The sequence below is a fragment of the Rhodococcus sp. ACT016 genome (genome assembly GCF_050477185.1).
Taxonomy (GTDB): Bacteria; Actinomycetota; Actinomycetes; order Mycobacteriales; family Mycobacteriaceae; genus Prescottella.
Window position 1 is genome coordinate 1,585,185 of sequence record NZ_JBEAET010000001.1, and the last position, 21,957, is coordinate 1,607,141.

Consider the following 21,957-nt stretch of genomic DNA (forward strand, 5'->3'; position numbering starts at 1 on the left):
CAGTTGGCTGCCGAGTTCCGGTACGTCATCGTCGACACCGCACCCGGCCTGCTCGAGCACACGCTCGCGGCACTGGATCTCGCCACTGATGTTGTCCTCGTGTCGGGTGTGGACGTGCCCAGCGTGCGGGGAATGCACAAGGAACTTCGATTGCTCACCGAACTTAATCTCGTCCAGGCGAGCCGCTATATCGTCCTGAATTTCGCCGATCGTCGAGAAGGGCTGACGGTGCAGGACATCCAGAGCATGATCGGACTGCCGGCGGACATCGTAATCACGCGGTCGAAGGCGGTCGCACTCTCGACCAATCGGGGTGTTCCCCTGTTGCAAGGTGAAAGTCGTGACCGTGCCGCGAAGGAACTGTCCCGCCTGGTCACGCGACTAGGGCCCGCAGCGACCTCGGCGAAGGGGCGAGGGCGGCATCGCGCTGCCGAATCGGTGGCAGCGAGATGAGACTCTCTCAGCGACTGCAGGCCGCGCAGGGGACATCCGAGTCGGTAACTGCACCGGCCGCCACGGGAAAGGTGGCGAAGGTCAAGCCAGCTCCACCGCCAGCAGATGCTCTGGCCGAGCTCAAGGATCGGGCGAGCTCGGCGCTGTATACCCGTATCGGCACCAGGTTCAATGACACCTCGCTGAGCGAGGAGCAACTGCACACGCTCGTCCGTGAAGAACTCGCCGACATCGTCGAGCACGAAGCCACGCCGCTCACGTACGACGAGCGGCAGCGTCTGTTGCGCGAGGTCGGGGATGAGGTCCTCGGCCATGGTCCACTGCAGCGCCTGCTCGACGATCCATCCGTCACCGAGATAATGGTCAACAGCCACGATATGGTGTACGTCGAGCGAGACGGCATGCTCACCCGTAGCTCTGCCAGGTTTGCGGATGAGGCGCACCTGCGCCGAGTGATCGAACGGATTGTATCCGCGGTCGGCCGACGTATCGACGAATCGTCGCCGCTGGTGGACGCTCGTCTGGCGGATGGATCGCGTGTCAATGCGGTGATCCCACCGCTGGCCTTCAACGGATCGTCGCTAACGATCCGGAAGTTCTCCAAGGACCCGTTCCAGGTGAACGACCTCATCGCGTTCGGCACGCTGTCGCCCGAGATGGCGGAGTTGCTCGACGCGTGCGTGCAGGCTCGGCTCAATGTGATCGTTTCTGGCGGCACCGGTACGGGAAAGACAACGTTGCTGAACGTGCTGTCATCGTTCATCCCGGAGGGTGAGCGCATCGTCACGATCGAGGACGCCGTAGAGCTGCAACTGCAGCAGGAGCATGTGGTGCGGCTCGAGAGCCGGCCGCCGAACATTGAAGGTAAGGGCGCGGTGACCATCCGCGACCTGGTGCGCAATTCGCTGCGCATGCGTCCCGACCGCATTGTGGTCGGCGAGTGTCGTGGTGGCGAAAGTCTGGACATGCTCCAGGCGATGAACACCGGCCACGATGGCTCACTCTCCACCGTGCATGCCAACTCGCCGCGTGACGCGATCGCCCGGCTCGAGACACTGGTGCTCATGGCCGGAATGGACTTGCCGTTGCGGGCTATCCGGGAGCAGATTGCCTCGGCTGTTGATGTGATCGTCCAGCTCACTCGCTTGCGAGACGGCACCCGGCGGGTCACTCATGTGACCGAGGTTCAGGGCATGGAGGGGGAGATCGTTACATTGCAGGACGCGTTCCTGTTTGATTACAGCGCTGGCGTCGACACTCGCGGACGGTTCCTCGGCAAGCCGCTGCCGACAGGGGTTCGTCCGCGGTTCACGGACAAGTTTCGAGATATGGGAATCACCCTTTCCCCCAGTGTGTTTGGTTCGCCTGACCAGCTTCGGGGGCGGCGGTGAAGCGGCATTTCCTGGTTCTGGCGGTCGCTCTGGTGTCGGGATTCATCGGCGGCCCTGCCCGTGCCGATGTCTCCGAACCTGCCACGGTGCAGATCGCGGGTGTCGACACCACTGCTTTGCCGGACGTCGACGTGTCGATCTTTGCTCCGCCCAGCCTCGACGGGCGCCCGATTGATCCCGATACCTTTGCGCTGACCGAGGGCGGGGTGCCCCGCGCGATCGAGGTGCGACAGCAACCGGGATCGGAACAGGACATTGTGCTCGCGATCGACGTTTCGGGCGGGATGTCCGGGAGGGCGCTCGACGACGTGAAGCAGGCTGCATCCGACTTCGTCAGGCAGGCGCCATCCGGTTCGCACATCGGAATCGTGGCTATTTCGACACGGCCCCAGGTGATTTCGGAGCTCACCACCGACACCGGTGAGCTACTACGTCGGATCCGTGAATTGACGTCGGGGGGTAACAGTGCGATCGCCGATTCGATCGTGACGGCCGCGGGAATACTCGATCGCGGCGCCGCGCCGAACAATATCCTGCTACTGCTCACTGACGGCGCAGATAACTCTAGTGCACACTCCATGGCGGAGGCGGACGAGGCGCTCGACCGAGCGCACGCCTCGCTCTACACGGTGGAGATGTCCACGCCGGAAACCGATTCTGCGTTGCTGCAGCAGATTACGAGGCAAGCCCACGGGCAGTATGCCACTGCCGGCGACACCGCCGCGCTGAGCGCGATCTATCAATCGGTGGCCCGTGCGCTGGGAAACCTCTATGTGGTCCACTACAAGTCGAAATCGGGCGGGTTCACCCAGGTTGTTGTCAGTGTGCGGAGCGGTGCGGTGAACCAGGTGAGCGCGCCGTTTCCGGTGACACTGCCTGATGCGTCGGCGCCACCGAACGTGGATACTTCGGCGGCGGACGGATTGTTTGCGTCCACGACAGCAATGGTGCTCGGGTTGCTGGCGTGTTATCTCGCGCTTGTGGGCGGTGTGCTGGCCGTTGCCGGAAAGGCACCCGCCAGGATCTCGCCGGAGCGGCGGGGTCGTGCCGAGAACCAGGAGTCGGCCCTCTCGCGGTTCGCGGAGAGACTGGTGCAATGGATCGACCACAACCTGCGACGACGAGGCCGTATTGCCGCCCGGACCCAGGCGTTGCAGGAAGCCGGTCTGAAGCTCCGGCCTGGTGACTTCATCACTCTCGTTGCCGCCGCTTCGCTGACGGCTGCGGCGGTGGGTCTGCTGCTCTCCGGAGTCCTGTTGGCGATCGCGTTTGCCGCGGTGGCGGTGGCATTGTCCAGGGTCTATCTCAAAGTGCTCGCCAGCCGCCGCCGGGCTGCATTCTCCGATCAGCTCGACGATTCGCTTCAATTGCTCGCGAGCAATCTCCGGGCCGGACACAGCATGCTGCGTTCTCTCGATGCAGTGTCCCGCGAGGCAGAGGCGCCCACCGCGGAAGAGTTTGCTCGCGTCGTTAATGAGACGCGTGTGGGGCGTGACCTCGGCGACTCGCTCGACAATGTTGCACAGCGCATGCAGAGTGAGGACTTCAACTGGATCGCTCAGGCCATCGCGATCAATCGTGAGGTGGGTGGCGACCTGGCTGAGGTTCTCGACCAGGTGGGTAACACTATTCGCGAACGGAACCAGATTCGTCGCCAAGTGAAAGCTCTTGCTGCAGAAGGTAAGTTGTCTGCGTACGTCCTGATGGCGTTACCGTTCGGTATTACCGGGTTCCTCGCGGTCTCAAATCCGGAATATCTGTCGAAGCTCACTGGAAGCCCGATTGGATATGTGTTTATCGGGGTGGGACTCGTCATGCTCACGGTAGGCGGTCTGTGGATGCGTAAGGTTGTCTCGGTCAAGTTCTAGTGGCGTGCAAGACTTTCGGGAGGTGTTGTGATTCCACCGCTGGTGTTCCTGGCTGCGCTGTCGGTCGGCGCGGCGTTGGGCATGCTGGTGTGGCTGATGCTTGGTTCACGCGACCCAGCGCGCGGGCCGGCCCTGCGGAACCTGCAGTCACAGCTGGCGCTGCCGAGTCCGGAATCGGGGATCGCGCCCTCCGTCTCGCGGGCGCGCATAGTCAACGCGCTGTCACCTCCTGGGACGATGGCGAGACTGGAACGCTTGCATGTACTTGCAGGGCGTCCCGCGGCGTGGGCTCCCGAGCGGTCAGCAATGGCGAAGATCGTCCTCGCGTTCGGTGCCGCGTTGCTGGCCCTCGTTGGCGTCAGTTTGACGCCGAGTATCGGACAGGTTCCCTTGGCCGTCGCGGCGGTTGTACTGGCGTACTTCGTTCCCGAACTACTCCTGTACAGCCGTGGACAGGAACGACAGGAAGCAATCGAACTCGCGTTGGCGGATACTCTCGACCAGATGACCATCGCGGTCGAGGCCGGACTCGGTTTCGAGGCTGCCATGGTTCGCGCTGCCCGCAATGGCACTGGACCGCTCACCGAGGAACTTATCCGGACGCTCCAGGATATTCAGATGGGACAGACGCGGCGAAGTGCCTATCTGGAGCTTGCGGCCCGCACAAGGGCGCCGAACCTACGTCGGTTCCTACGAGCGGTCATCCAGGCTGACGAGTACGGCGTGGCGATCGCCGACGTCCTGCGGACCCAGGCGGGGGAGATGCGGCTCAAGCGCCGTCAGCGCGCTGAAGAGAAGGCGATGCAGGTTCCGGTGAAGGTTCTCTTCCCGCTGCTGACCTGCATCTTGCCGACCGTATTCGTCGTCATCCTCGGCCCCGCGGTGATCAGCATGATTCAGGTCTTCAGCAATATGTAGCGAAGCCCACGGCTATCGGTACACGACCGTTTTCGTGACCTGCATTGTCCTCCGGTTCAAATAGCAGAACAACACCGCATGCGCGCCGTCGACGGTGCACGTCGCGGTGACAGTGTCGCCGGCGGCGATCACCTTCGTGACATTCTCTACTGAGTGGCCACCGAGCAGATCGAGCGACCTCTGATCACCACGCCGGGCGTCCGCGACCAGCCGGCGCACGGAGCGCTTGCCCCGTTCGCCGACGCTGCGCACCGCCAGCCCGAAGGCGAGCGAGCCGCCGAGGCCCTGCAGTCGCAGCATCCGTGTGCCCATCGCCGCGGCGACACCGAGTTTCGCGCGGTCGACACCTGCGACCTGCGCGAACATCGGCGCCACTTCCCAGTGCGCGGCGATCCGGCGGATCCGCGGCGCGCCGTCGTCGAGCGTCGTCTCGTACAGCAGGTGCATCGGAGCCTTCGCGACGACGCCGCCACCGAGGCGCGTCTCGATCGTGACGTCCCGGATGACGTCGAGTCCGCTGACGATGTCGTCGTTCTCGATGTGGAAGCGGATGTCGTTGGGGGCGATGAACGTGTCCCAGAACCGGTCCAGCGGGGCGCCGCCGCGCACCCGGCTGCGCCGGTCGTACAGGCCGCCGAGGACGGGCCGTCCACCGACGGGGTCTTCGACGACGTGGCGTTCGGAGAACAGCCCCAGCCAGGCCTGTTTGTCGTGGACCGCGACCGCCGCGGGGGATCCGAGGACGAGATCGAGCAGTTCGCGGGCGGTGGCCGTGCGGGTCACAGCGGCCGCGTCGGTCGGTGTCACTGACATGGCCGCGAGTATGGCACACAGGTGGAACGTGTTCCAGAAGTTCCGCGGCATCGGCCTGAGCGCCCATTCCTTGCCGGTGTCGGCGGATTCCCGCGCGTGGGCGTGAGGAACGGGCGCTCAGGCCGACATGAGTCAGCGCGCGGCGCCGCGCCCGCGGATGCGTCCGAGCACCAGCAGGGCCAGCAGGGTGACGAGCATCAGCAGGGTGGTGTTCGCGGCGGCCTGGAACACCTGGCCGCGGTCGGTGAGCCCGAAGATGGCCACCGGCAACGTCTTCCATGTCGCCGGGTACACCATGACGGTGGCTCCCAGCTCACCCATCGACAGTGCGACGGAGAGGCCGGCCGCGGCGCCGAGGGCGGGGACCAGCAGCGGCAGGGTGATCCGGAGCAGCACCCGCACCGGTCCGGCGCCGAGCGATTCGGCGGCCTGCCGGTAGGCGGGATCGAGGCGGTCGAGCGCCGCGGACACCGAACTGAACGCGAACGCCAGCACCAGCACCGTGTGGGCGAGGATCACAATCCACTTGGTGCCGCCGAGCAGCAACGGCCGCTCGTTGAACGCGATGAGCAGGCCCAGACCGATCGCGACCGACGGCAATGCGACCGGGAGATGGAACACCGCGTCGGTGACCTTGCGCAGCCAGGCCGGAGCCTCGCGGGCGGCCAGCGCCGCCCACGTCCCGACGATCAGCGCGAGGCCGCCGGCGATGATCGCGGTCTGCAGGCTGACGATCATGCTGGCGAGATTGTCGTCGGACAGCGCGGTTACGAGATTCTTCGTTCCGAGGTGCGACGGCAACGGCCCGTTCCATGCGCCCGCGAGGGCGGCGGCGATCACGGTCGTGATCGGTGCGACGAACACGACCGCGACCACCGCGGCGAAGACGGCGAGCGTCAGGTATCTAGCGCGTCGGGTCCACAGCAGCACGGCTGCCTCCCATCAGTCGGACGAACACGAATCGGTAGCCGCCGTACAGCGCGAGCGACAGCGCCACCTGCACGGTGGCGATCACCGCGGCGCCGGGCAGGTCGAACGTGACGATGCCGTGGGTGTAGATCAGCACCGGCAGCGTCAGGACGTCCTTGGCGCCGGTGAAGAGCACGATGCCGAACTCGTTGAGCGTCAACAGCAGTACGAGCGATCCGCCGGCCATCATCGCCGGCCACGCCTCGGGCAGTACCACCTGGCGCAGCACCCGCAGCGGTGACGCACCCAGGCTGGCGGCGACGTCGAGTTGGTCACGCGGGATCTGCGAGAACGCCGCAAGCAGGGGCCGCACGACGAACGGGGTGAAGAACGTGATCTCGGCGGCGATCACGCCGAGCGGGGTGTTGAGGAAGTTCAGCGGGCCCTGCTCGGCGCCGGTGATGCGGGTGATGAGCGCATTGACGGCGCCGGCCGTGCCGTAGAGGAACGTGAACGCGAGTGTGACGAGGAACGACGGCAGCGACAGGATCGTGTCGATCAACCGGCCCACGATCCTCGAGCCTGGGAACGGGACGAACGCGAGCACGAGGGCAAGGAAGGTGCCGAGGACGAGGCAGCCGCCGGTGGACGCCACTGCTATTTCTATGGTGCGCCACAGCGCGTTGCGGAACGAGGCCGAGCCGAGCACCTCGGTCCAGGTGGACCAGCCGCGGCCGGTATCGGTGACCGTCGACTCGGCGAGCACGCGGGCCATGGGATACACCGCGAACCCGACGACGAGCAGCAGCGGCGGCAGCACCCACAACCCGGACCTCCAGCGGGAACGCGGCGCACGGGCGGGGGCCTCGTCGACGACGGGAGGTTCGAGAACCGCGGTCACGACGCAGCCCTCGGAACCGGCACCAGCACCGCGCCGCGCTCGGGGAACCGCATGCCCACCTCGGTGCCGACCGGGCGTTCGTCGTGGCCCGGGACGTCGACGTCGATCGGTGTCTCGGGCAGGCTCGGCAGCGCGATGGTCACGCGGGTCGACGAGCCCCGCCACACGCTGGCGACGATCCGGCCGGGGAGCACCCCGCGCTCGGCGGGAGAGGCGAGGGTGATCGCGTGCGGGCGCAGGCACAGCAGCGCGCCGGCGTCGGATTCCCACTCGGTGCGCCCGATCTCGGGTTGCGGCGCGTGTGCGGTGACGGGCGTGCCGCCCACCGACACCAGTGCCGACGTCCCGATCACGCGGGTCACCGTGCACGGCAACAGGTTCGCTCCGCCCAGGAACGCGGCGGTGAAGCTGCTGGGCGGCCGCTTCCACAGGTTCTCGGTGGTGTCGACGTCCACCAGGCGGGCGTCACGCATGACGGCGATCCGGTCGGCGAGCGCGAGGGCCTCGGACTGGTCGTGGGTCACGTAGAGCATCGCGGTGTCGGGCAGGGCTGCGCGCAGTTCCTGCAGCTCGGTGAGCATGTTCTGACGGAGCTGCGCGTCGAGGGCCGCGAGCGGCTCGTCGAGCAGCAGTACCTTGGGCCGGATCGCCAGCGCGCGGGCGATCGCGACGCGCTGCTGCTGACCGCCCGACAGCTCGCGCGGGAAGCGCTTGCCGTATGCGGACATCCCGACCATCGCGAGGGCGTCGGAGACGCGGCCGCCGATCTCCGACCGCGGAACCCGGTGCGCCCGAAGCCCGAACGCGACGTTCTCGGCGACCCGCATGTGGGGGAACAGCGCGTACGACTGCACGACGACGCCGATGCCGCGCTTGGCGGGCGGCAGGTCGGTGACGTCGTCGGCCCCCAGGCGGACGGTGCCCGACGTCGGTCGGGTGAAGCCGGCCAGGGCCTTGAGCGCGGTCGACTTGCCCGACCCGCTGGGGCCGAGCAGGGCGACGGTCTCCCCGCGGGCGACGCGGAGATTGAAGTCGATCAGGGCCCGGGTGGCCCCGCGGCCGCGTCCGTACGCGACGTTGACCCGGTCGAAGGTGATGGCCGGAAGGGACGAGTCGGCGTCGCGGGGCGCGCGGTCGCGCACCCTGCCGATCGTGGTGCGGAGGGACCGCCCGGGCTCGAATCGAGGCATGTCAGTTACCGGTTGCCTTCTGGTAGGCGGCGACGTCGGCGTCCAGGGACGCTAGGACGTCGTTCCAGTTGGGGGTCCACACCTCGACGCCGTTGACCAGGCCCGTGGGCGTCGACGGGTCGGTCGAGGTGCCGGCGGCCGCGCGGACATCGGTGCGCACCGAGACTCCGAGAGCGTCGGTGGCCACCGTCTGCTGGGCCTTCTCGGACAGCAGGTACTCCAAAAGCTTCTTGGCCTCGTCGGAGTGCGGGGCGCCCTTGGCCAGACCCATCACGTACGGCAGTGCGACGGTGGTGCGCTTGCCGTCGGCCTCGGCGGGGAAGAAGATCTGGAACTTCGACCCGTCGTCCTTGATCGACGCGAGATTCATCTGGACGTCACCGTTGGCGACGAGCAGTTCGCCGTTGCTGACCTTGGGCTGCAGCTTGCCGGTGGACGACGACGGTCCGACGTTGTTGGCCTGCAGCTTGGTGAGGTAGTCGAGCGCGCCGGCGTCGCCCTTGAGGTGCTGGAGCAGCAGCAGGACGGCGGTGCCGTCACCGGCCTGGCCGGGGGTGGAGTACTGCAACTTGCCCTTGAACTGGTCGGAGAGCAGGTCTTCCCAGGTCTTGGGGGCCGGGTTCGCGCCGGGATTCGCGATGAACGACAGGTAGTTGTCGACGACTGGGACGTACTTGCCGGCCGGGTCCTGGACGTCGGCGGGCACGGCGGAGGTGTCGATGCCGCTGGGCTGCAGCAGGCCCTGCGCGTCGGCCTTCTGGATGAACGGCGGCAGGGTGACGACGACGTCGGCCTGCGGGTTGGACTGCTCCTTCTCCACGCGGGAGACCACCTCGCCGGAGCCGGCCTCGACGAGGTTGACGGCGATGCCGGTCTCCTCGGTGAACGCCGCGAACTGGGTCTTGTACCAGCCGGCCAGGCCGTCGGCGCTGTATACGGTGACGGTCTCGCCGCCGGTGCCGGCCGCCGAGCCGGTGCCACCGCACGCGGTGAGGGTGAGGGCCGCGGTGGTCATGGCGAGCGCCGCGATGCCGGCGCGGAAACGCTTGGTGTTCCTGCTCATTCGGATGTCCTGTCTGGGTGAGGGATTCGAACGGTGACGGAAGAACTCAGTGGGAGAGAACAAGATCGGTGAACTCGCGAACCGACGGCACCACGTGCGTCGGGTCGGCGGCGCGCAGTTGCTGCTCGTCGTGTGCGCCGGTGAGGGCGCCGGCGACGACGCTCGCGCCGGCCCGCCGGCCGCTGGTGATGTCGTTTGCGGTATCACCCAGGACGGCAACGTCTTTCACGTCGTCGACGCCCAGTCGCATGAGGGCGGTGAGGATCAGGTCGGGGTAGGGACGTCCGCGCCCGGCCTCGGCGGGGGAGAGCGTGAGGTCGGCGAGGGTCTGCCAGCCGAGCGCGGCCAGCAGCTTGTCTTGCGTGGTGCGGCTGAATCCGGTGGTCAGCGCCACCCGGATGCCGGCGTCGCGCAGCGCGGTGATCGACTCCGCCGCACCGGGAATCACGGTGGCGCCGCCGTCGTCGACGAGGCGGTCGTACTCGGTCTCGAACGCGCGGTTGGCGGCCTGGGCGCGGTCCTCGTCGCCGAACAGTGCACGGAACACGACGATCTTGGACTGCCCCATGGTGTCGAGGACGTACTGACGGGCGGCGTCGGCCTCCGGCCCGGTCGCCGGGAGCCCGGCGGCGGCACCGGCGGCGTCGAACGCGCGCAGCACGAGTCCGTCGTCGGCGACGGTGGTGCCGGCCATGTCGAGGACGGCGAGCTTGATGGTGGTCACGATGTCTCCTCGGGGATCGGGGCTACAGGCCCAGCTGGTCGGCGGTCTGCTCGGCGAGGGCGGGGCCCAGGGTCATGCCGCGTCCGCCCGGACCGGCGACGACCCACACGCCGTCGGCGGCCTGGGCGCGGTGCACGAGCTGGGCGGGATCGAGGCACTGGCTGTAGACGCCGGCCCAGCGCTTGACGATCGGCGGCAGGTGGCGGCCGAGGAGTTCCTCGACGACGCTGGTCAGGTGCCGGTACGGGGCCTCATCGACGTCGAAGTCGAACGGCTCGTCGTACTCGTGGGTGTCGCCGATGGTCAGGCCGCCGTGCAAGCGCTGCACGCACAGCAGCTGCATGCGGTGCTCGGCCGCGGTGGGCTCCTGCGGCAGGGCGTCGCGCAGCGCATCGAGGGCGGACCCGGCGAACGCGGGGTAGTAGCGCATGCTGTCGCCGTCGGCGATCGCGGTGGTCAGGGCCTCGCCCAGCGGTGCGGTCTGCATCATCTGCAGGCGCACCCGGCGCAGCGGGAGGTCCCCGGCCAGATCCCGCGCGAGCCCGCCGAGCGTCGCGCCGGGGCACACGATGACCAGGTCGGCGTCGAACATGCGGTCGTGGTCGTCGCGGACGTGGACGCCCGTTGCGGTGGTGGTGATCTCGCGCGCCTCGGTCCCGGCGTGGAAGGTGTAGCGACCGGTCGCCTCGAGGTGGCGGCGGATCGCGGGCAGTGCGACCCGGGACTCGACCGCGCCGTCACGGGTGCAGTGCAGGCCGGCCAGGTACTTGCCGCGCAGGGCGGGGTTGACGGCGCGCACCGCCTCGGGCTCGAGGAGGTGGAAGCCGCGGACGTCGGCGTCGGCGCGGGAGGCCATGTCCTCGGCGACCGCGACCTCCTCGGGGGTGCGCAGCAGGGTCATCGATCCGGCGGCGCGGAATCCGATCTCGGGGATGCGTCGGGCCAGGTCGGCCCACAGTTCCCGGGAGCGCAGAGAGGCGTCTAGTTCGTGCGGGGCACGCCCGGAGACCCAGACCAATCCGAAGTTGCGTACGGTGGCACCGCGCGCTTCGAGCTCGCGTTCGAGATGGATGACGTCGTGTCCGCGTCGGATGGCCTCGTCGGCGTGCGCCGTGCCGAGGATTCCTCCGCCCACAATTGCAATTCGCATGGGACACAGCTTGCGCATTGGTCTAGACCAACTGGGGGACGTTCGGGAAACGCTGGATGAACAATTGGTATAGACCGAAATCTGTGTACGCTGAGCGTCATGAACGACGACTCGGCCGTGCTCGAAGAGGCTGCTGCGCTGTTGAATTCGCTTCGTGGAGTGTTCGACGGCGAGGCGGTGGACGAACTCGATCACGCGCTGCAGACGGCCGGTCACGCGATCGCGGACGGGGCCGACGACGAACTGGTGCTCGCGTCCGCGCTGCACGACCTCGCGCGCAGTCCGCTGATCGGGGAGGGGGTCGACGCTGCGCACGATCGTGTCGCCCGGGAGTGGCTCGCGCCGCGTTTCGGGAAGCGGGTCGGCTGGCTGGCCGGCGCCCACGTTGCCGCCAAGCGCTACCTCGTGGCCACCGACCCGACGTACGACGGGAACCTGTCGTCGGAATCGGTTGCGACCCTGCGGCGCCAGGGTGGCCCGGCGGTCGACGAGGCGTGGGTGTCGCACCCGTGGTGGGCGGACGCCATCCGGCTGCGTCGCTACGACGATCGCGCGAAAGTTCCGGGCGCGCAGGCGCCGTCGATCGACGACGTCCTTGCTGTCGCACGTCGCGTGGTGATCTCGCAATGACCGCCGAGAGCCTGCCCAAGCACTACGTCGTGCGGACGCACGTCGAGGACCTGCTCGCGGACCTGTCGGAGGGCGATCCGGTGCCGGCCGAGCGTGAACTCGCGGCGCGCTGCGGCGTCTCCCGCGAGACGGTGCGCCAGGCGTTGCACGAACTGCTGGTCGCGGGGCGCGTCGAACGCCGGGGGAGGGGCACCGTGGTCGCCCGGCCGAAGCTGGTGCAGCCGCTCTCGCTCGGCTCGTACACGGAGGGCGCGCTCAGTCAGGGCCGCGAACCGGGTCGAATCCTGGTGCGGTGGGAGGAGATCGACGCGCACGAGAAGCTCGCGGAGATCCTGGAGATCAGGGTCGGCGACCCCGTGATCCACCTCGAGCGTGTGCTGCTGGCCGACGGCGAACGCATCGGCCTGGAGAGCACGTACCTGCCGCGGGACCGGTTTCCGGACCTGGCGGACACCTTCGATCCCGAGACGTCGCTGTACGCGGCGATCCGCTCCCAGGGCATCGTGTTCACCACCGCCACCGAGCGGATCGAGACGGCGCTGCCCACCCCGCGGGAGGCGGGGTTGGTCGAGTCGAGCACCGCGATGCCGATGCTGAAGCTGCACCGCGTCTCCCGCGACGCCGACGGGGTTCCGATCGAGCGTGTGCGGTCGCTGTACCGGGGCGACCGGATGGCGTTCGTGACCGAACTGCGCTGATCGCCGGCAGGTTCCGGGTTCAGAGCCAGTCGTGCGCGTCGACGGTGTTGAGCACGCGCAGCATCGTCAGGTCGGCCCCGACGTCGGACTCCACGAAGTCGGACGGAGGGTGCGACAGTCGGTGTCGGCCCAGGCGCAGTTCGACGCGCCGCGCTGCCGCCCGCAGCAAGGGGGCCATTCTGACCAAGGCCTCGGGCGACGTGCGGCCGCTGAGCGAGAGGGCGCAGTGTCCCGCGCTCGGGGACCGAATGGGAACTCCGACGCAGTTGACCGCCAACGAGTACTCCTCGTTGTCGTAGGAAACACCTTGGCGTGACCGAACATTGGCGAGTTCGGCGTGCAGCGTCGTTCTGCTGGTGATCGTTCTGGCGGTCCGGTGGCCCAACGTCGCCGGGACGAGTGCGTCGGCGTCCTCAGGCGTCACCGTCGCCAGGATCGCTTTCCCGATTGCCGTTGCATGGACGGGCAGGCGATCTCCGACGTTGGTCGGAACCGCCGTGGCATGTCGGCTCGATACCTTGTCGAGAATCTGAACGTGGTCGCCGCGGAGGACGCCGAGGTGCGCCACGGCGCCGGTCTCGTCGTGCAGGGCCTGGAGCAGCGGAGCGGCGGCGGTGCGTAGGGTCAGGTGATCGGGTTCGACCGACGTGCGTGCCACCTGCGGACCGAGGCCGTAGCCGTGCTGTGTCCGCACGATCCACCCCAACTGGATGAGTTGATCGACCAGTCGGTGCGCGGTCGAGCGGGGCAGACCGGACCGGTCGGCGATCGTTCCGATCTGGAGATATGATGCCTGGCCGTCGAAGGCGGCGATGATCGCCGTCGCGCGCTCGAGGATCGAGGACCGTCCGGTGGTCATATCACCGGCCGCGCTTCGGAGTGTTCGATGTCGAAACCGAGGGCTGCACGGGTCGAGATCGCAACGGCATCGACTTCCCGGTTCGCCCGATTGGATGCGCCGGTGTGGATGTCCCGCCACACCCGCTGGACCGGGTGGTCCATGGTCACGCCTTCCCGCCCGGCGACCTTGACCAGTCGATCGACGGCTACCTCGGCGAGGCGGACGGAGAGCACCTGGTTTCTGCGCACTCGCGTGAATGTTTCGATCGGCACCCTCTTGGCGCTCCTCGCCAAACTCTGGAGTTCTGCGAAGTCTCGCTCGAGGTGCAGTACGGCCGTGTCGATCTCGAAGGCCGCGCGGCCGATCTCGGCGTGAACAGCCTCGGCCTCGATCATCATTCGGCCCGATTGGGTGAGCTGGTTTGCGACATTCCACTGGTCCAGCACGGCGCGATAAGCCCCCTGTGCGGCTCCGATGAGGGGGACCGCGGCGGCTGCGCAGTACATCGTGGTGACGGAGTGTCGGTACACCGTCGGAATCGAGCGCAGGTGTCGCGCTTGTTCGGTCGCGGATCGGTGGCGCTGGGAGGAGACCCGCCAGGGTGGTATCAGCACATCCTCGACGGCGACGTCGTGGCACCCGACCGCGGCGAGACCGACCGTCCGCGAGCTGTCCGCGAATCGGACGTCGTTGCGTGGCACCAGAACCTGTGCGTGTTCCACCGGCACGCCGTCGGCGTTGAGAACCAAGGCGCCGAGGATGAGCCACTCGCACTGTGTGCAGCCGGTTACCGATCGCCACTGGCCGGACAGGCGCAGTCCCGTCCGGTCCTGCCGCAGTTGGCCTGTCGGCATGACCGCCGCGGCGACGAGGGCGTCGGGTGTCGCCTCCCAGACATCGCGGGCTGCGGCGTCGCCGAATCCGACGAGCAGCCACGCACTCACGTTCGTCGCTGCGACGATCCATCCCGTCGAGGTGCACGCCGAGGAGATCTCCCGAACTGTGGAGAACAACTCGAGCGGTGTCGACTCGCTGCCGCCGAATGCCCGCGGTTGCATCATGCGAAAGACGCCGGCGTCGACCAGGGATGTAATCACGGTGCCCGACGGGGTCCGCGTCCGCTCGGTCTCCACCGCGGCACCCGCGATGTCGGGCATCAGGTGGGCGACGGTCAGCGGGGTCGACGGCACTTTCGCGGCCTCCGTTCGACGATGGTGGTGATGTCATCCCTGTCGCGTCGCCGGGTCGGAACGCGCGGAACGAGGCTATCGGCCGGGTCGCGCCTGCTCGGACGCGGATCCCGCGGAGGGGGAAATGATGATCCGAGTGTCCCGAGGAATGAGAGAGGGGGTCGATTGAACTGCGTCGATGTGGCGGCACTCCTTGCGGTCGAGCCGGACGCGTCGGCCACGGGTCTGTGGTGTCTCGAAAATTGAGACAGCGCGCCGTCCCGCGGATTGCCGTGAACCACTATGAGGCGTGTCACACGGGCGGCCGAGACGCGGCAGTTCGGCCTCCTGTCAGCCGCCTACCAACGAGATTCCGAGGGAGAACTTCGAATGCCTACGATTCACGACGACGAACGCGAGATCTATCGGAGCATTGTGCGATTCGCGCGTGCCATGGACGAACGTGACTGGGCGGAGATCGAGACGATCGCCGCTGAGGACATGGAAGCCGACCTCGGCACCGGCATGCTGAGGAGCCGCAGCGAGATGATCGCGCTCACGCGCACCTTCCTCGACGACTGCGGGCCCACTCAGCACATGGTCGGGAACGTGCTGATCGACGTCGACGGCGACACCGCTCGCAGTCGCGCTTACGTGGCCGACATGCATCTCGGTACCGGCGAGCTCGAGGGCAGGTTCTTCCGGACGATCGGCGACTACCACGACGAGTGGCGCCGCACCGTCGACGGATGGCGGATGGTCCGCCGGTCCAAGCACAATCGCGGGCATCTCGGCGACTACGCCGTTCTCGGTCCGGGGCCGTCCGATTGGTCTGCGCCGCAGGACTAGTCGCGTCCCGCAACCGGATGGCAACCGTGATCGAACGAACCGAAGAAGGGGTCAGGATGGGCAGGCTGCAAGGCAAGGTGGCGATCGTCACCGGCGGCGCACAGGGAATGGGTGCCGCGACCGCACGGGTCATGGCCGCCGAGGGTGCTCGAGTGGTGGTGGCTGACGTTGCCGACGACCAGGGGAGATCTGTTGCCTCGGACATAGGTGAAGCGGCGCGCTACAAGAGACTCGACGTCACCAGCGAAGGTGACTGGCGCGAGGTGGTGTCGGCGACGGTACGGGAGCTCGGCACCGTCGACATCCTGGTCAACAATGCGGGGATCCAGTACTTTGCCGGCGTGGAGGACGTCGAATCCGATCGGATCGCCACGATTCTCGCCGTCAACGTGATGGGCCCGATGCTCGGCGTCAAGGCTGTGGCACCGGTCATGAGGGATGCGGGCTCCGGCGTGGTCGTGAACATTTCGTCGGTCGACGGGCTGCGCGGTGTCAACGGGCTCAGCGCATACGTCGCCAGCAAGTGGGCGATTCGTGGCATCACGAAGGCGCAGGCTCTCGAGCTCGGGCCGACCATTCGGGTGTGTTCGGTCCACCCGGGAGGTGTCGACACCCGACTCGGCAACCCGGCGGGTGAGACCGGTGCGGACCTCGAGCGCCACTACCACAACGTCCCACTGCGGCGGATCGGGTTGCCCGACGAAATCGCCCGCGTGACCGCCTTTGTCGCGAGCGACGAGGCCAGCTACATGACCGGTGCGGAGCTAGCGGTGGACGGCGGTTGGGCGTCGGGCATCTACCACGCAGGTCTGCCGGGAGCGCCCGTGTAGGCGGAGCCTGGTGCTCGCTGGTTCCGACGTTCACCCACCATCGAAAGGACGCCAGAATGACTCCGGACGACATCGCGCGAGCGGTCCACCGATACATCGAACTTGCTTCTGCCGCTGAAGGAGCCGACGTCGCCGCGCTGTATGCAGAGGATGCGACGGTCGAGGACCCCGTCGGTTCGACGCCGCACGTCGGGATCGCCGCGATCGCTGCGTTCTACGACTCGGTGAGATCCCCGAACCGAACCATCGACCTGATCACACTGCGGGTATCCGGTGATACCGCGGCTTTCCACTTCCGGGTGGTCACGGCCGTTGACGGTCGGACGATCACCGTCGAACCCATCGACGTCATGTCGTTCGATCGCCGCGGACGGATTACCAGTATGCGTGCGATCTGGGCTCCTGAGGACCTCGTCGTCGGTTAGGGCGTGTCTGACAAATGTCGGGTCCAGGCGATGACGGCGTTCAAGATCACCGCGGCTCGGTAGACGATGACGAGCTTGTCGAAGCGGGTCGCGATTGCGCGCCACGGTTTGAGGTGACAGAACCGGCGTTCGACCACATTGCGGCCGCGGTAGTCGACCGGGTCGGACGCCGGCGGTCGGCCGCGACGCGAGCTGCTGCGGCGCCGATGTCCGGCCTGATCGTCTGTTCGGCGGTCACCGCGCCGAACCCGCGGCGCTGCAGCGACTCCCGGCGAGCGCAGGAGGAATTGGACTTGTCACCGCGGACCCGATCCGGGCGGGTGCGTCGTCGCCCACCGTCGGCGCGCGGAACCCTCAGATGGTCAAGCAGATGCGGGAATGCGGGTGAATCGCCCGACTGGCCCGGGCTGACGAGCACCACCACTGGTAGTCGGTGTCTCTCACCAGATTCGATTCGATCTCCATCAAGATCATCTATGAAAGATGCTGGATGCAACATAGATCCGGCTGTGGCTGATTACCCAGAAGTGCACTTCCGAGTCAAGCCGCCATCTCGTGACTGCTGCACGGATAGATGACACTTGCCAACCCCCGCCCCGCTGCCACCCCCCCGTCGGTTCCTCGACCCGACGGGGCGCAGCAGTTGACCGTCCTGAACGCACACCAGCGTTGGCCCACAGGACCCAATCATCCTGCGTGCCAACGCTGACGAGCGACTCAGAGACTTTGGAGGCCGCCCCCCTCGGACGACGCCGTGTAGAGGCCTAGCATGAGGACGTTGCCCAAGCCCTTGAACATGTCGAGCGAGCCAGCGAAGTAGTTTCCGAGCATGTGTCGTCTCCTTACGAGAGTGCCTTGAGGAAGTCCGGAAGCAACGAGTTGCTCCCCGTGTAGTCGTCACCGAACCATGACCCGACCCCGACCAGGAGCAGGTCCATCAGGAATTTCTTGATATCCATGGACATCCTTTCTGTTGTGCGTGGCGGTCAGACCCGGACGCCGAGGGATAAGGACACGGCCGGCGCGATCAGCGCGCCGTAAAGCGTCGGAAGCATCTGTTCGACAGTCTGACCGAGCGAGCTGGTCACATTCTGAATCGAGAGCATAGGAACTCCATTCCTGCGGGTTGAACCACTACGAGTAGTCGGTGCCGGACATCGTGTTCAGTCCGGTCAGCGAACCTCCCAGAACCGGGGCAAGCCCGTTCACGAGGACCCTGAGGGCCTTGAAGAAATCGACAGACATTCGCGATCCTCTCAGTTGAGCTTTGACTTACGTGGGGAGTCAGGAATATGCGCTCTGAACGTCACGTCACCCTGGCGGCGACACCGCCAAGGGTGACGTTCATCAGACGTCAGATCACACAGTGCCGTTGAACTTGTTTGCGGACTGAGTGATTGACGGAAGCTTTATGTAGATGTGGTTGAAGAAGTCGCTCTCGTGGATGCCCGACGTCTCCCACGTGCCGAAGCTGCCACCGGCCGCGTGCAGCTTGACGTAGCCGCCACCGGTGACGGTGGAAACCATCCCGCTCGTTCCCTGGAGGCAGTAGCCGCCGTCGGCGTTCGTCGTGGTCAAAGCAATGGCACCGGGCACCAGGTTGTTGCCCACGTCGTAGAGCTCTCCGCTCACAGTCACACCCGAGACACCAGCGCTCGAGCTGTTGAGGACGTTTCCACACACCTGGTAGTTCCCGGTGGGCAATTCCGGATTGCCGGCCTGAGCGATGCCGGTACCGAGGTAGGCCATGGCCGCAACGCCGGCGAGTGCACCAGTGACCGAGAGCGTGTTCCGAACGCGCATACAGATTCCCCTTTTCCATATGGCAGCCCCTATGCGCAGAGAAGTCGCGGGGCCGGGACCGTCGGAAGAACCCCATGACGCTAATCACCATAGGAGGCGGGCGATTGACGTGTTTTCGTTTTCGCCCAATTGCGAAAACTGTGTTTGTCCGCACCTTAGTGGAAGGGCAGCCCCCATGGCCTCAACCAGGAGAAACGGCCAATCCAGCCTGTACCACCCCTGAGGCTCGCGTGCCATCCTGAGCAGTTTCGGACCATCGCGGGAAACCTTGCAAAGTTTGAACTGGAGTACAATTAGAAACTGATGGTCGACAACCTTCTGAACGTTTGCCTAACATCATCAAATAAGTGCATGAAAATGTGCTACATAGAGCGAGTGTTCTCGACACTGAGGGTGTTCGGGTCGACGTGCGCCAAGTCGGGCCACGGTCCCCCCGCCTCCTTTGCAGGTTTCGCAAAGGCCTCATATGGGCCCAGTCTCCGTCTTATGGCACCTCACCGCCCGCGTTCGTCGCCGTTAGATCACCATCCAAGACGATGGCTCCAGTTCAACACGTCACCTTCGTGTACCGGTACCGGTGTGGAGTCGCGTGGCGGGACGTGCCGGGGTGTTTGGCCGGTGGCAGACGATCTGGACCTGGCGCCGGCGATTGGCTGGCGACGGTACGTGAGATCGGATGCTGCAGCGTCTGCTGACGGTTGCGGACGCGGCCAGAATGATCGACTGGGCGGTGTCCGTGGACTCGACCATCGCCCGCGCCCACCAGTACGCCACCCGCCACACAGGGGGCTGGGTCGAACTACACGAATCCACCGATCGAGCCGCCTGACCACGCGATCGGCCGCTCCCGCGGCGGGCTGCCGACGAAGATCCATCACCTCGTCGACGGACGCCGACTACCAGGCGTGGTGCTCGTCAGCCCGGGCCAGTCGGGCGATTCACCCGCATTCCCGCATCTGCTTGACCATCTGAGGGTTCCGCGCGCCGACGGTGGGCGACGACGCACCCGCCCGGATCGGGTCCGCGGTGACAAGTCCAATTCCTCCTGCGCTCACCGGGAGTCGCTGCGGCGCCGCAGCAGCTCGCGTCGCGGCCGACCGCCGGCGTCCGACCCGGTCGACTACCGCGGCCGCAATGTGGTCGAACGCCGGTTCTGTCACCTCAAACCGTGGCGCGCAATCGCGACCCGCTTCGACAAGCTCGTCATCGTCTACCGAGCCGCGGTGGTCTTGAACGCCGTCATCGTCTGGACCCGACATTTGTCAGACACGCCCTAGGTGGAGCTGGGCCTGCGGGTACGACATGTTCAGGTGCCGACGAGCTCGAGCGTGAGTCGCACGTACAGGTTCACTTCCTCGACCGCGTACAGGACGACGATCTCGGCGGTGTCGCCGTGGTCGCTCCTGGCTGTGAGTGTGATGCGTGGTGGTTGGGCGTCGGCGTGAAGCGTCAGGCTGCTCTGCCGGCTCCTGCTCATTCGTTCGAACGCCTGAGCCCACTCCGGGCGGACATCGCCGTCGAGTTCGGCGTCGATGTGGACGACGTCGCCGGAACGGGTCGAGACGACCTTGCTGACCTTGACCGGAGCCCACCGACGTTCGGTGGCCCGCGACTGCTGGCCCATTGTCACCCTCGCTTCTGACCAGGTTGACCGCTCACCATACCCATTTCGGCGGAAAGCGCATCCGTGCCGTCGAAGGAGCTACTGCATAGTCGATCTGAGGCACCATGGTCGGATGGGGGATTTTCGGAACACGCTCGCACGGTCGACCGGTGCTGTTGCCTTGGCGACAGCGACGAGTCGCGTGACGGGCTTTGCCCGCAGCATTACGTTGGCCGCGGTATTGGGTGCCGCGGCCGTCGGAGACGCGTACAACGGCGCGAACAGCCTGCCGAACATGGTCTACGAGTTGCTGATCGGTGGCGTCATGGCGAGCGTCCTCGTGCCGGTCCTGGTGCGGGCCCGGCTGCGGGGCCGCGACCACTCGGTACTCTTCACCCAGCGGTTGCTGCTCGCGATGGCCATCGTCAGCGCGCTCGCCACCGTCGTCGCGGTGCTCAGCGCGCCCTTGTTCGTCGCCGTTCTGGTTCCCGACGCCGACCAGTCGCGGCTGGCAACGTTTCTGGCCTACCTGCTGTTGCCCGAAATCTTCTTCTATGCGGTCACGGCGACGGCCACGGCCGTTCTGAACATCCGCGAGAGCTATGCGCCCGCGGCGTGGGGACCGGTCGTGAACAACGTCGTCGTGCTGGCGACGGTCGGCGTCTTCGTGCTGGTCCCGGGACCGGTGACGTTGACGCCGTCGTCGATGACCACCGCGCAGGTGCTCGTGCTCGGTCTCGGCACCACAGTGGGGATCGTCCTGCAGGCGGTGTGGACCATCGGGGCATTGCGCCGGACGGGATTCCGCTGGAGTTGGCGTGTCCGTCCGGTCCCGTACACGTTGAGGCCGGTCCGGTCCGGCGCCCGCATGCTCGCGTGGATCGGTCTGTACGTCGCGGTGAGCCAGTTGGGTGTGATGTTCGTCCTCCGGGTCGCATTCAGCCACGGCGGGGTATCGACCTACATGTATGCCGACCTGTTGTTCCAGGTTCCGTACGGCATCCTCGGAGTCTCGCTGCTGACCGTGCTCATGCCCCGGGTTGCGAGTGCGGTGGCCTCGGGCGATCGGACCGCGCTGGTCTCGGACATGGGCCGCGCCGCGCGGTATTCGGTGGTCGCGCTGGTCCCGGCGTCGGTGGCAATGATGCTGTTGGGGCCGATGCTCACGACCGTCGTCTTCGTCGGGCGAGTCGACGTCGACGCCGCCCGACTCATCGGAGAGGCATTGGCGCTCGCGGCGTTCGGGCTCGCGCCGTTCGCGCTGGTGATGCTCCAACTGCGAGTGTTCTACGCCGGCAACGACATGCGCACCCCCGCCCTGATCAATGTCGTGATGGTGTCCACCAAGGTCGTGGTGGTAGCAGCCTGCGCCGCGGTGCTTCCGGGTGAGATGGTGGTGGCCACGCTGCCGGCCGCGGGTTCGCTGTCCTACGTCGTCGGGGCCGCGTGCGGGCACCTGGTCCTCCGGAGGCGCTACGGGCTGCTCGGATTCCACGCGGTCCTCGAGACACTCTCTCGCGTGCTGTGGGCGTCGGTGATCGCCGGAGTGTTCTGTGTGGCGGCGGTGGGCGGCGCGTACCTGCTTCTCGACGATCCGCGTGAGGCTGCCGCGGCTGCGCTGTTGCTGGCAGCGGCGGCAGGTGTGCCGGCGTTCCTGCTCGCGGCACGGACGATCGAGATACCCGAGATCGGACACGCCAGGACGCTGATTCGCTCCTGACGCCCTCTG

Annotated in this window: 23 protein-coding genes; 12 read left to right on the forward strand and 11 right to left on the reverse strand. The window is 66.8% G+C overall.

Annotated elements, in window-relative coordinates; translation table 11 throughout:
- The first annotated feature begins 3 nt into the window (after positions 1–3).
- The 4 genes from ACQ5DX_RS07350 (at position 4) to ACQ5DX_RS07365 (ending at position 4,630) form a co-directional block, all read left to right on the forward strand.
- Positions 4–453: an AAA family ATPase gene (locus ACQ5DX_RS07350; protein WP_430332005.1), complete on the forward strand. Its 450-nt coding sequence runs from the start codon at positions 4–6 to the stop codon at positions 451–453.
- 71 nt (positions 454–524) lie between these two features.
- Complete coding sequence (locus ACQ5DX_RS07355; RefSeq protein ID WP_430332006.1) at positions 525–1,844, forward strand: CpaF family protein; 1,320 nt, start codon at positions 525–527, stop codon at positions 1,842–1,844.
- Positions 1,841–3,712 carry a type II secretion system F family protein gene (locus ACQ5DX_RS07360; RefSeq protein WP_430332007.1) on the forward strand — a complete coding sequence of 624 codons (1,872 nt, stop codon included), beginning with the start codon at positions 1,841–1,843 and terminating at the stop codon, positions 3,710–3,712. Before ACQ5DX_RS07355 ends, ACQ5DX_RS07360 begins: the two co-directional genes overlap by 4 nt.
- Positions 3,713–3,739: 27 nt before the next feature.
- On the forward strand, positions 3,740–4,630 hold the full coding sequence (locus tag ACQ5DX_RS07365) for a type II secretion system F family protein (protein ID WP_430332008.1): 891 nt from the start codon (positions 3,740–3,742) through the stop codon (positions 4,628–4,630).
- A 12-nt stretch (positions 4,631–4,642) separates the two neighbouring features.
- On the opposite strand, the gene ACQ5DX_RS07370 is transcribed toward ACQ5DX_RS07365, so the two are convergent.
- From ACQ5DX_RS07370 to ACQ5DX_RS07400, 7 genes are all read right to left on the reverse strand, one after another.
- Positions 4,643–5,443: a nuclear transport factor 2 family protein gene (locus ACQ5DX_RS07370; RefSeq protein ID WP_430332009.1), complete on the reverse strand. Its 801-nt coding sequence runs from the start codon at positions 5,441–5,443 to the stop codon at positions 4,643–4,645.
- Positions 5,444–5,575: 132 nt separating this feature from the next.
- A complete protein-coding gene (locus ACQ5DX_RS07375; protein ID WP_430332010.1) occupies positions 5,576–6,373 on the reverse strand; it encodes an ABC transporter permease in 798 nt (265 codons plus the stop codon).
- Positions 6,348–7,253 carry a 2-aminoethylphosphonate ABC transporter permease subunit gene (locus ACQ5DX_RS07380; RefSeq protein WP_430332011.1) on the reverse strand — a complete coding sequence of 302 codons (906 nt, stop codon included), beginning with the start codon at positions 7,251–7,253 and terminating at the stop codon, positions 6,348–6,350. The genes ACQ5DX_RS07375 and ACQ5DX_RS07380 overlap by 26 nt, the downstream gene beginning before the upstream one ends.
- On the reverse strand, positions 7,250–8,443 hold the full coding sequence (locus ACQ5DX_RS07385; protein WP_430332012.1) for an ABC transporter ATP-binding protein: 1,194 nt from the start codon (positions 8,441–8,443) through the stop codon (positions 7,250–7,252). The genes ACQ5DX_RS07380 and ACQ5DX_RS07385 overlap by 4 nt, the downstream gene beginning before the upstream one ends.
- A 1-nt stretch (position 8,444) precedes the next feature.
- Complete coding sequence (locus tag ACQ5DX_RS07390; protein ID WP_430332013.1) at positions 8,445–9,506, reverse strand: 2-aminoethylphosphonate ABC transporter substrate-binding protein; 1,062 nt, start codon at positions 9,504–9,506, stop codon at positions 8,445–8,447.
- A 46-nt stretch (positions 9,507–9,552) separates the two neighbouring features.
- Complete coding sequence (locus ACQ5DX_RS07395) at positions 9,553–10,230, reverse strand: phosphonatase-like hydrolase (protein WP_430332014.1); 678 nt, start codon at positions 10,228–10,230, stop codon at positions 9,553–9,555.
- Positions 10,231–10,252: 22 nt separating this feature from the next.
- The gene (locus tag ACQ5DX_RS07400) at positions 10,253–11,380 is read right to left on the reverse strand and encodes a TIGR03364 family FAD-dependent oxidoreductase (RefSeq protein WP_430332015.1); all 1,128 of its coding nucleotides are present in this window, start codon (positions 11,378–11,380) and stop codon (positions 10,253–10,255) included.
- A 99-nt stretch (positions 11,381–11,479) separates the two neighbouring features.
- Between ACQ5DX_RS07400 and ACQ5DX_RS07405 the strand changes: the two genes are divergently transcribed.
- Positions 11,480–12,010, forward strand: coding sequence for an HD domain-containing protein (locus tag ACQ5DX_RS07405; RefSeq protein ID WP_430332016.1), 531 nt, complete (start codon positions 11,480–11,482; stop codon positions 12,008–12,010).
- Positions 12,007–12,708, forward strand: a complete 702-nt coding sequence (locus ACQ5DX_RS07410) for a GntR family transcriptional regulator (RefSeq protein WP_430332017.1) — start codon at positions 12,007–12,009, stop codon at positions 12,706–12,708. Before ACQ5DX_RS07405 ends, ACQ5DX_RS07410 begins: the two co-directional genes overlap by 4 nt.
- A gap of 19 nt (positions 12,709–12,727) precedes the next feature.
- Here the strand turns inward: ACQ5DX_RS07410 and ACQ5DX_RS07415 are convergent, their stop codons facing one another.
- On the reverse strand, positions 12,728–13,567 hold the full coding sequence (locus tag ACQ5DX_RS07415) for an IclR family transcriptional regulator (RefSeq protein ID WP_430332018.1): 840 nt from the start codon (positions 13,565–13,567) through the stop codon (positions 12,728–12,730).
- Positions 13,564–14,739 carry an acyl-CoA dehydrogenase family protein gene (locus tag ACQ5DX_RS07420; protein ID WP_430332019.1) on the reverse strand — a complete coding sequence of 392 codons (1,176 nt, stop codon included), beginning with the start codon at positions 14,737–14,739 and terminating at the stop codon, positions 13,564–13,566. The genes ACQ5DX_RS07415 and ACQ5DX_RS07420 overlap by 4 nt, the downstream gene beginning before the upstream one ends.
- Before the next feature lie 369 nt (positions 14,740–15,108).
- On the opposite strand from ACQ5DX_RS07420, the gene ACQ5DX_RS07425 reads away from it, so the two are divergent.
- Genes ACQ5DX_RS07425 through ACQ5DX_RS07435 form a run of 3 tightly spaced genes read left to right on the forward strand, consistent with a single transcriptional unit; the run spans position 15,109 to position 16,822 of the window.
- On the forward strand, positions 15,109–15,567 hold the full coding sequence (locus ACQ5DX_RS07425) for a nuclear transport factor 2 family protein (protein ID WP_430332020.1): 459 nt from the start codon (positions 15,109–15,111) through the stop codon (positions 15,565–15,567).
- A gap of 56 nt (positions 15,568–15,623) precedes the next feature.
- On the forward strand, positions 15,624–16,397 hold the full coding sequence (locus ACQ5DX_RS07430) for an SDR family NAD(P)-dependent oxidoreductase (RefSeq protein WP_430332021.1): 774 nt from the start codon (positions 15,624–15,626) through the stop codon (positions 16,395–16,397).
- Between the two features lie 56 nt (positions 16,398–16,453).
- On the forward strand, positions 16,454–16,822 hold the full coding sequence (locus ACQ5DX_RS07435; protein WP_430332022.1) for a nuclear transport factor 2 family protein: 369 nt from the start codon (positions 16,454–16,456) through the stop codon (positions 16,820–16,822).
- Positions 16,823–18,181: 1,359 nt separating this feature from the next.
- On the opposite strand, the gene ACQ5DX_RS07440 is transcribed toward ACQ5DX_RS07435, so the two are convergent.
- Positions 18,182–18,625, reverse strand: coding sequence for a hypothetical protein (locus ACQ5DX_RS07440; protein ID WP_430332023.1), 444 nt, complete (start codon positions 18,623–18,625; stop codon positions 18,182–18,184).
- Positions 18,626–19,301: 676 nt separating this feature from the next.
- On the opposite strand from ACQ5DX_RS07440, the gene ACQ5DX_RS07445 reads away from it, so the two are divergent.
- Complete coding sequence (locus tag ACQ5DX_RS07445) at positions 19,302–19,454, forward strand: hypothetical protein (RefSeq protein ID WP_430332024.1); 153 nt, start codon at positions 19,302–19,304, stop codon at positions 19,452–19,454.
- A 7-nt stretch (positions 19,455–19,461) separates the two neighbouring features.
- A complete protein-coding gene (locus tag ACQ5DX_RS07450) occupies positions 19,462–19,902 on the forward strand; it encodes a transposase (protein ID WP_430335573.1) in 441 nt (146 codons plus the stop codon).
- 29 nt (positions 19,903–19,931) lie between these two features.
- On the opposite strand, the gene ACQ5DX_RS07455 is transcribed toward ACQ5DX_RS07450, so the two are convergent.
- Positions 19,932–20,249, reverse strand: coding sequence for a hypothetical protein (locus tag ACQ5DX_RS07455; protein ID WP_430332025.1), 318 nt, complete (start codon positions 20,247–20,249; stop codon positions 19,932–19,934).
- Between the two features lie 112 nt (positions 20,250–20,361).
- Between ACQ5DX_RS07455 and murJ the strand changes: the two genes are divergently transcribed.
- Complete coding sequence (murJ, locus tag ACQ5DX_RS07460) at positions 20,362–21,948, forward strand: murein biosynthesis integral membrane protein MurJ (protein ID WP_430332026.1); 1,587 nt, start codon at positions 20,362–20,364, stop codon at positions 21,946–21,948.
- Positions 21,949–21,957 lie beyond the last annotated feature (9 nt).

What these genes read in the sequence shown, in the direction of transcription:
- ACQ5DX_RS07425 (WP_430332020.1), top strand. Translation starts at nt 15,109, where the DNA reads ATGCCTACGATTCACGACGACGAACGCGAGATCTATCGGAGCATTGTG.
- ACQ5DX_RS07370 (WP_430332009.1), bottom strand. Translation starts at nt 5,443, where the DNA reads ATGTCAGTGACACCGACCGACGCGGCCGCTGTGACCCGCACGGCCACC.
- ACQ5DX_RS07435 (WP_430332022.1), top strand. Translation starts at nt 16,454, where the DNA reads ATGACTCCGGACGACATCGCGCGAGCGGTCCACCGATACATCGAACTT.
- ACQ5DX_RS07455 (WP_430332025.1), bottom strand. Translation starts at nt 20,249, where the DNA reads ATGGGCCAGCAGTCGCGGGCCACCGAACGTCGGTGGGCTCCGGTCAAG.
- ACQ5DX_RS07385 (WP_430332012.1), bottom strand. Translation starts at nt 8,443, where the DNA reads ATGCCTCGATTCGAGCCCGGGCGGTCCCTCCGCACCACGATCGGCAGG.
- ACQ5DX_RS07445 (WP_430332024.1), top strand. Translation starts at nt 19,302, where the DNA reads ATGCTGCAGCGTCTGCTGACGGTTGCGGACGCGGCCAGAATGATCGAC.
- ACQ5DX_RS07410 (WP_430332017.1), top strand. Translation starts at nt 12,007, where the DNA reads ATGACCGCCGAGAGCCTGCCCAAGCACTACGTCGTGCGGACGCACGTC.
- ACQ5DX_RS07440 (WP_430332023.1), bottom strand. Translation starts at nt 18,625, where the DNA reads ATGCGCGTTCGGAACACGCTCTCGGTCACTGGTGCACTCGCCGGCGTT.
- ACQ5DX_RS07400 (WP_430332015.1), bottom strand. Translation starts at nt 11,380, where the DNA reads ATGCGAATTGCAATTGTGGGCGGAGGAATCCTCGGCACGGCGCACGCC.
- ACQ5DX_RS07415 (WP_430332018.1), bottom strand. Translation starts at nt 13,567, where the DNA reads ATGACCACCGGACGGTCCTCGATCCTCGAGCGCGCGACGGCGATCATC.
- murJ (WP_430332026.1), top strand. Translation starts at nt 20,362, where the DNA reads ATGGGGGATTTTCGGAACACGCTCGCACGGTCGACCGGTGCTGTTGCC.
- ACQ5DX_RS07390 (WP_430332013.1), bottom strand. Translation starts at nt 9,506, where the DNA reads ATGAGCAGGAACACCAAGCGTTTCCGCGCCGGCATCGCGGCGCTCGCC.
- ACQ5DX_RS07405 (WP_430332016.1), top strand. Translation starts at nt 11,480, where the DNA reads ATGAACGACGACTCGGCCGTGCTCGAAGAGGCTGCTGCGCTGTTGAAT.
- ACQ5DX_RS07430 (WP_430332021.1), top strand. Translation starts at nt 15,624, where the DNA reads ATGGGCAGGCTGCAAGGCAAGGTGGCGATCGTCACCGGCGGCGCACAG.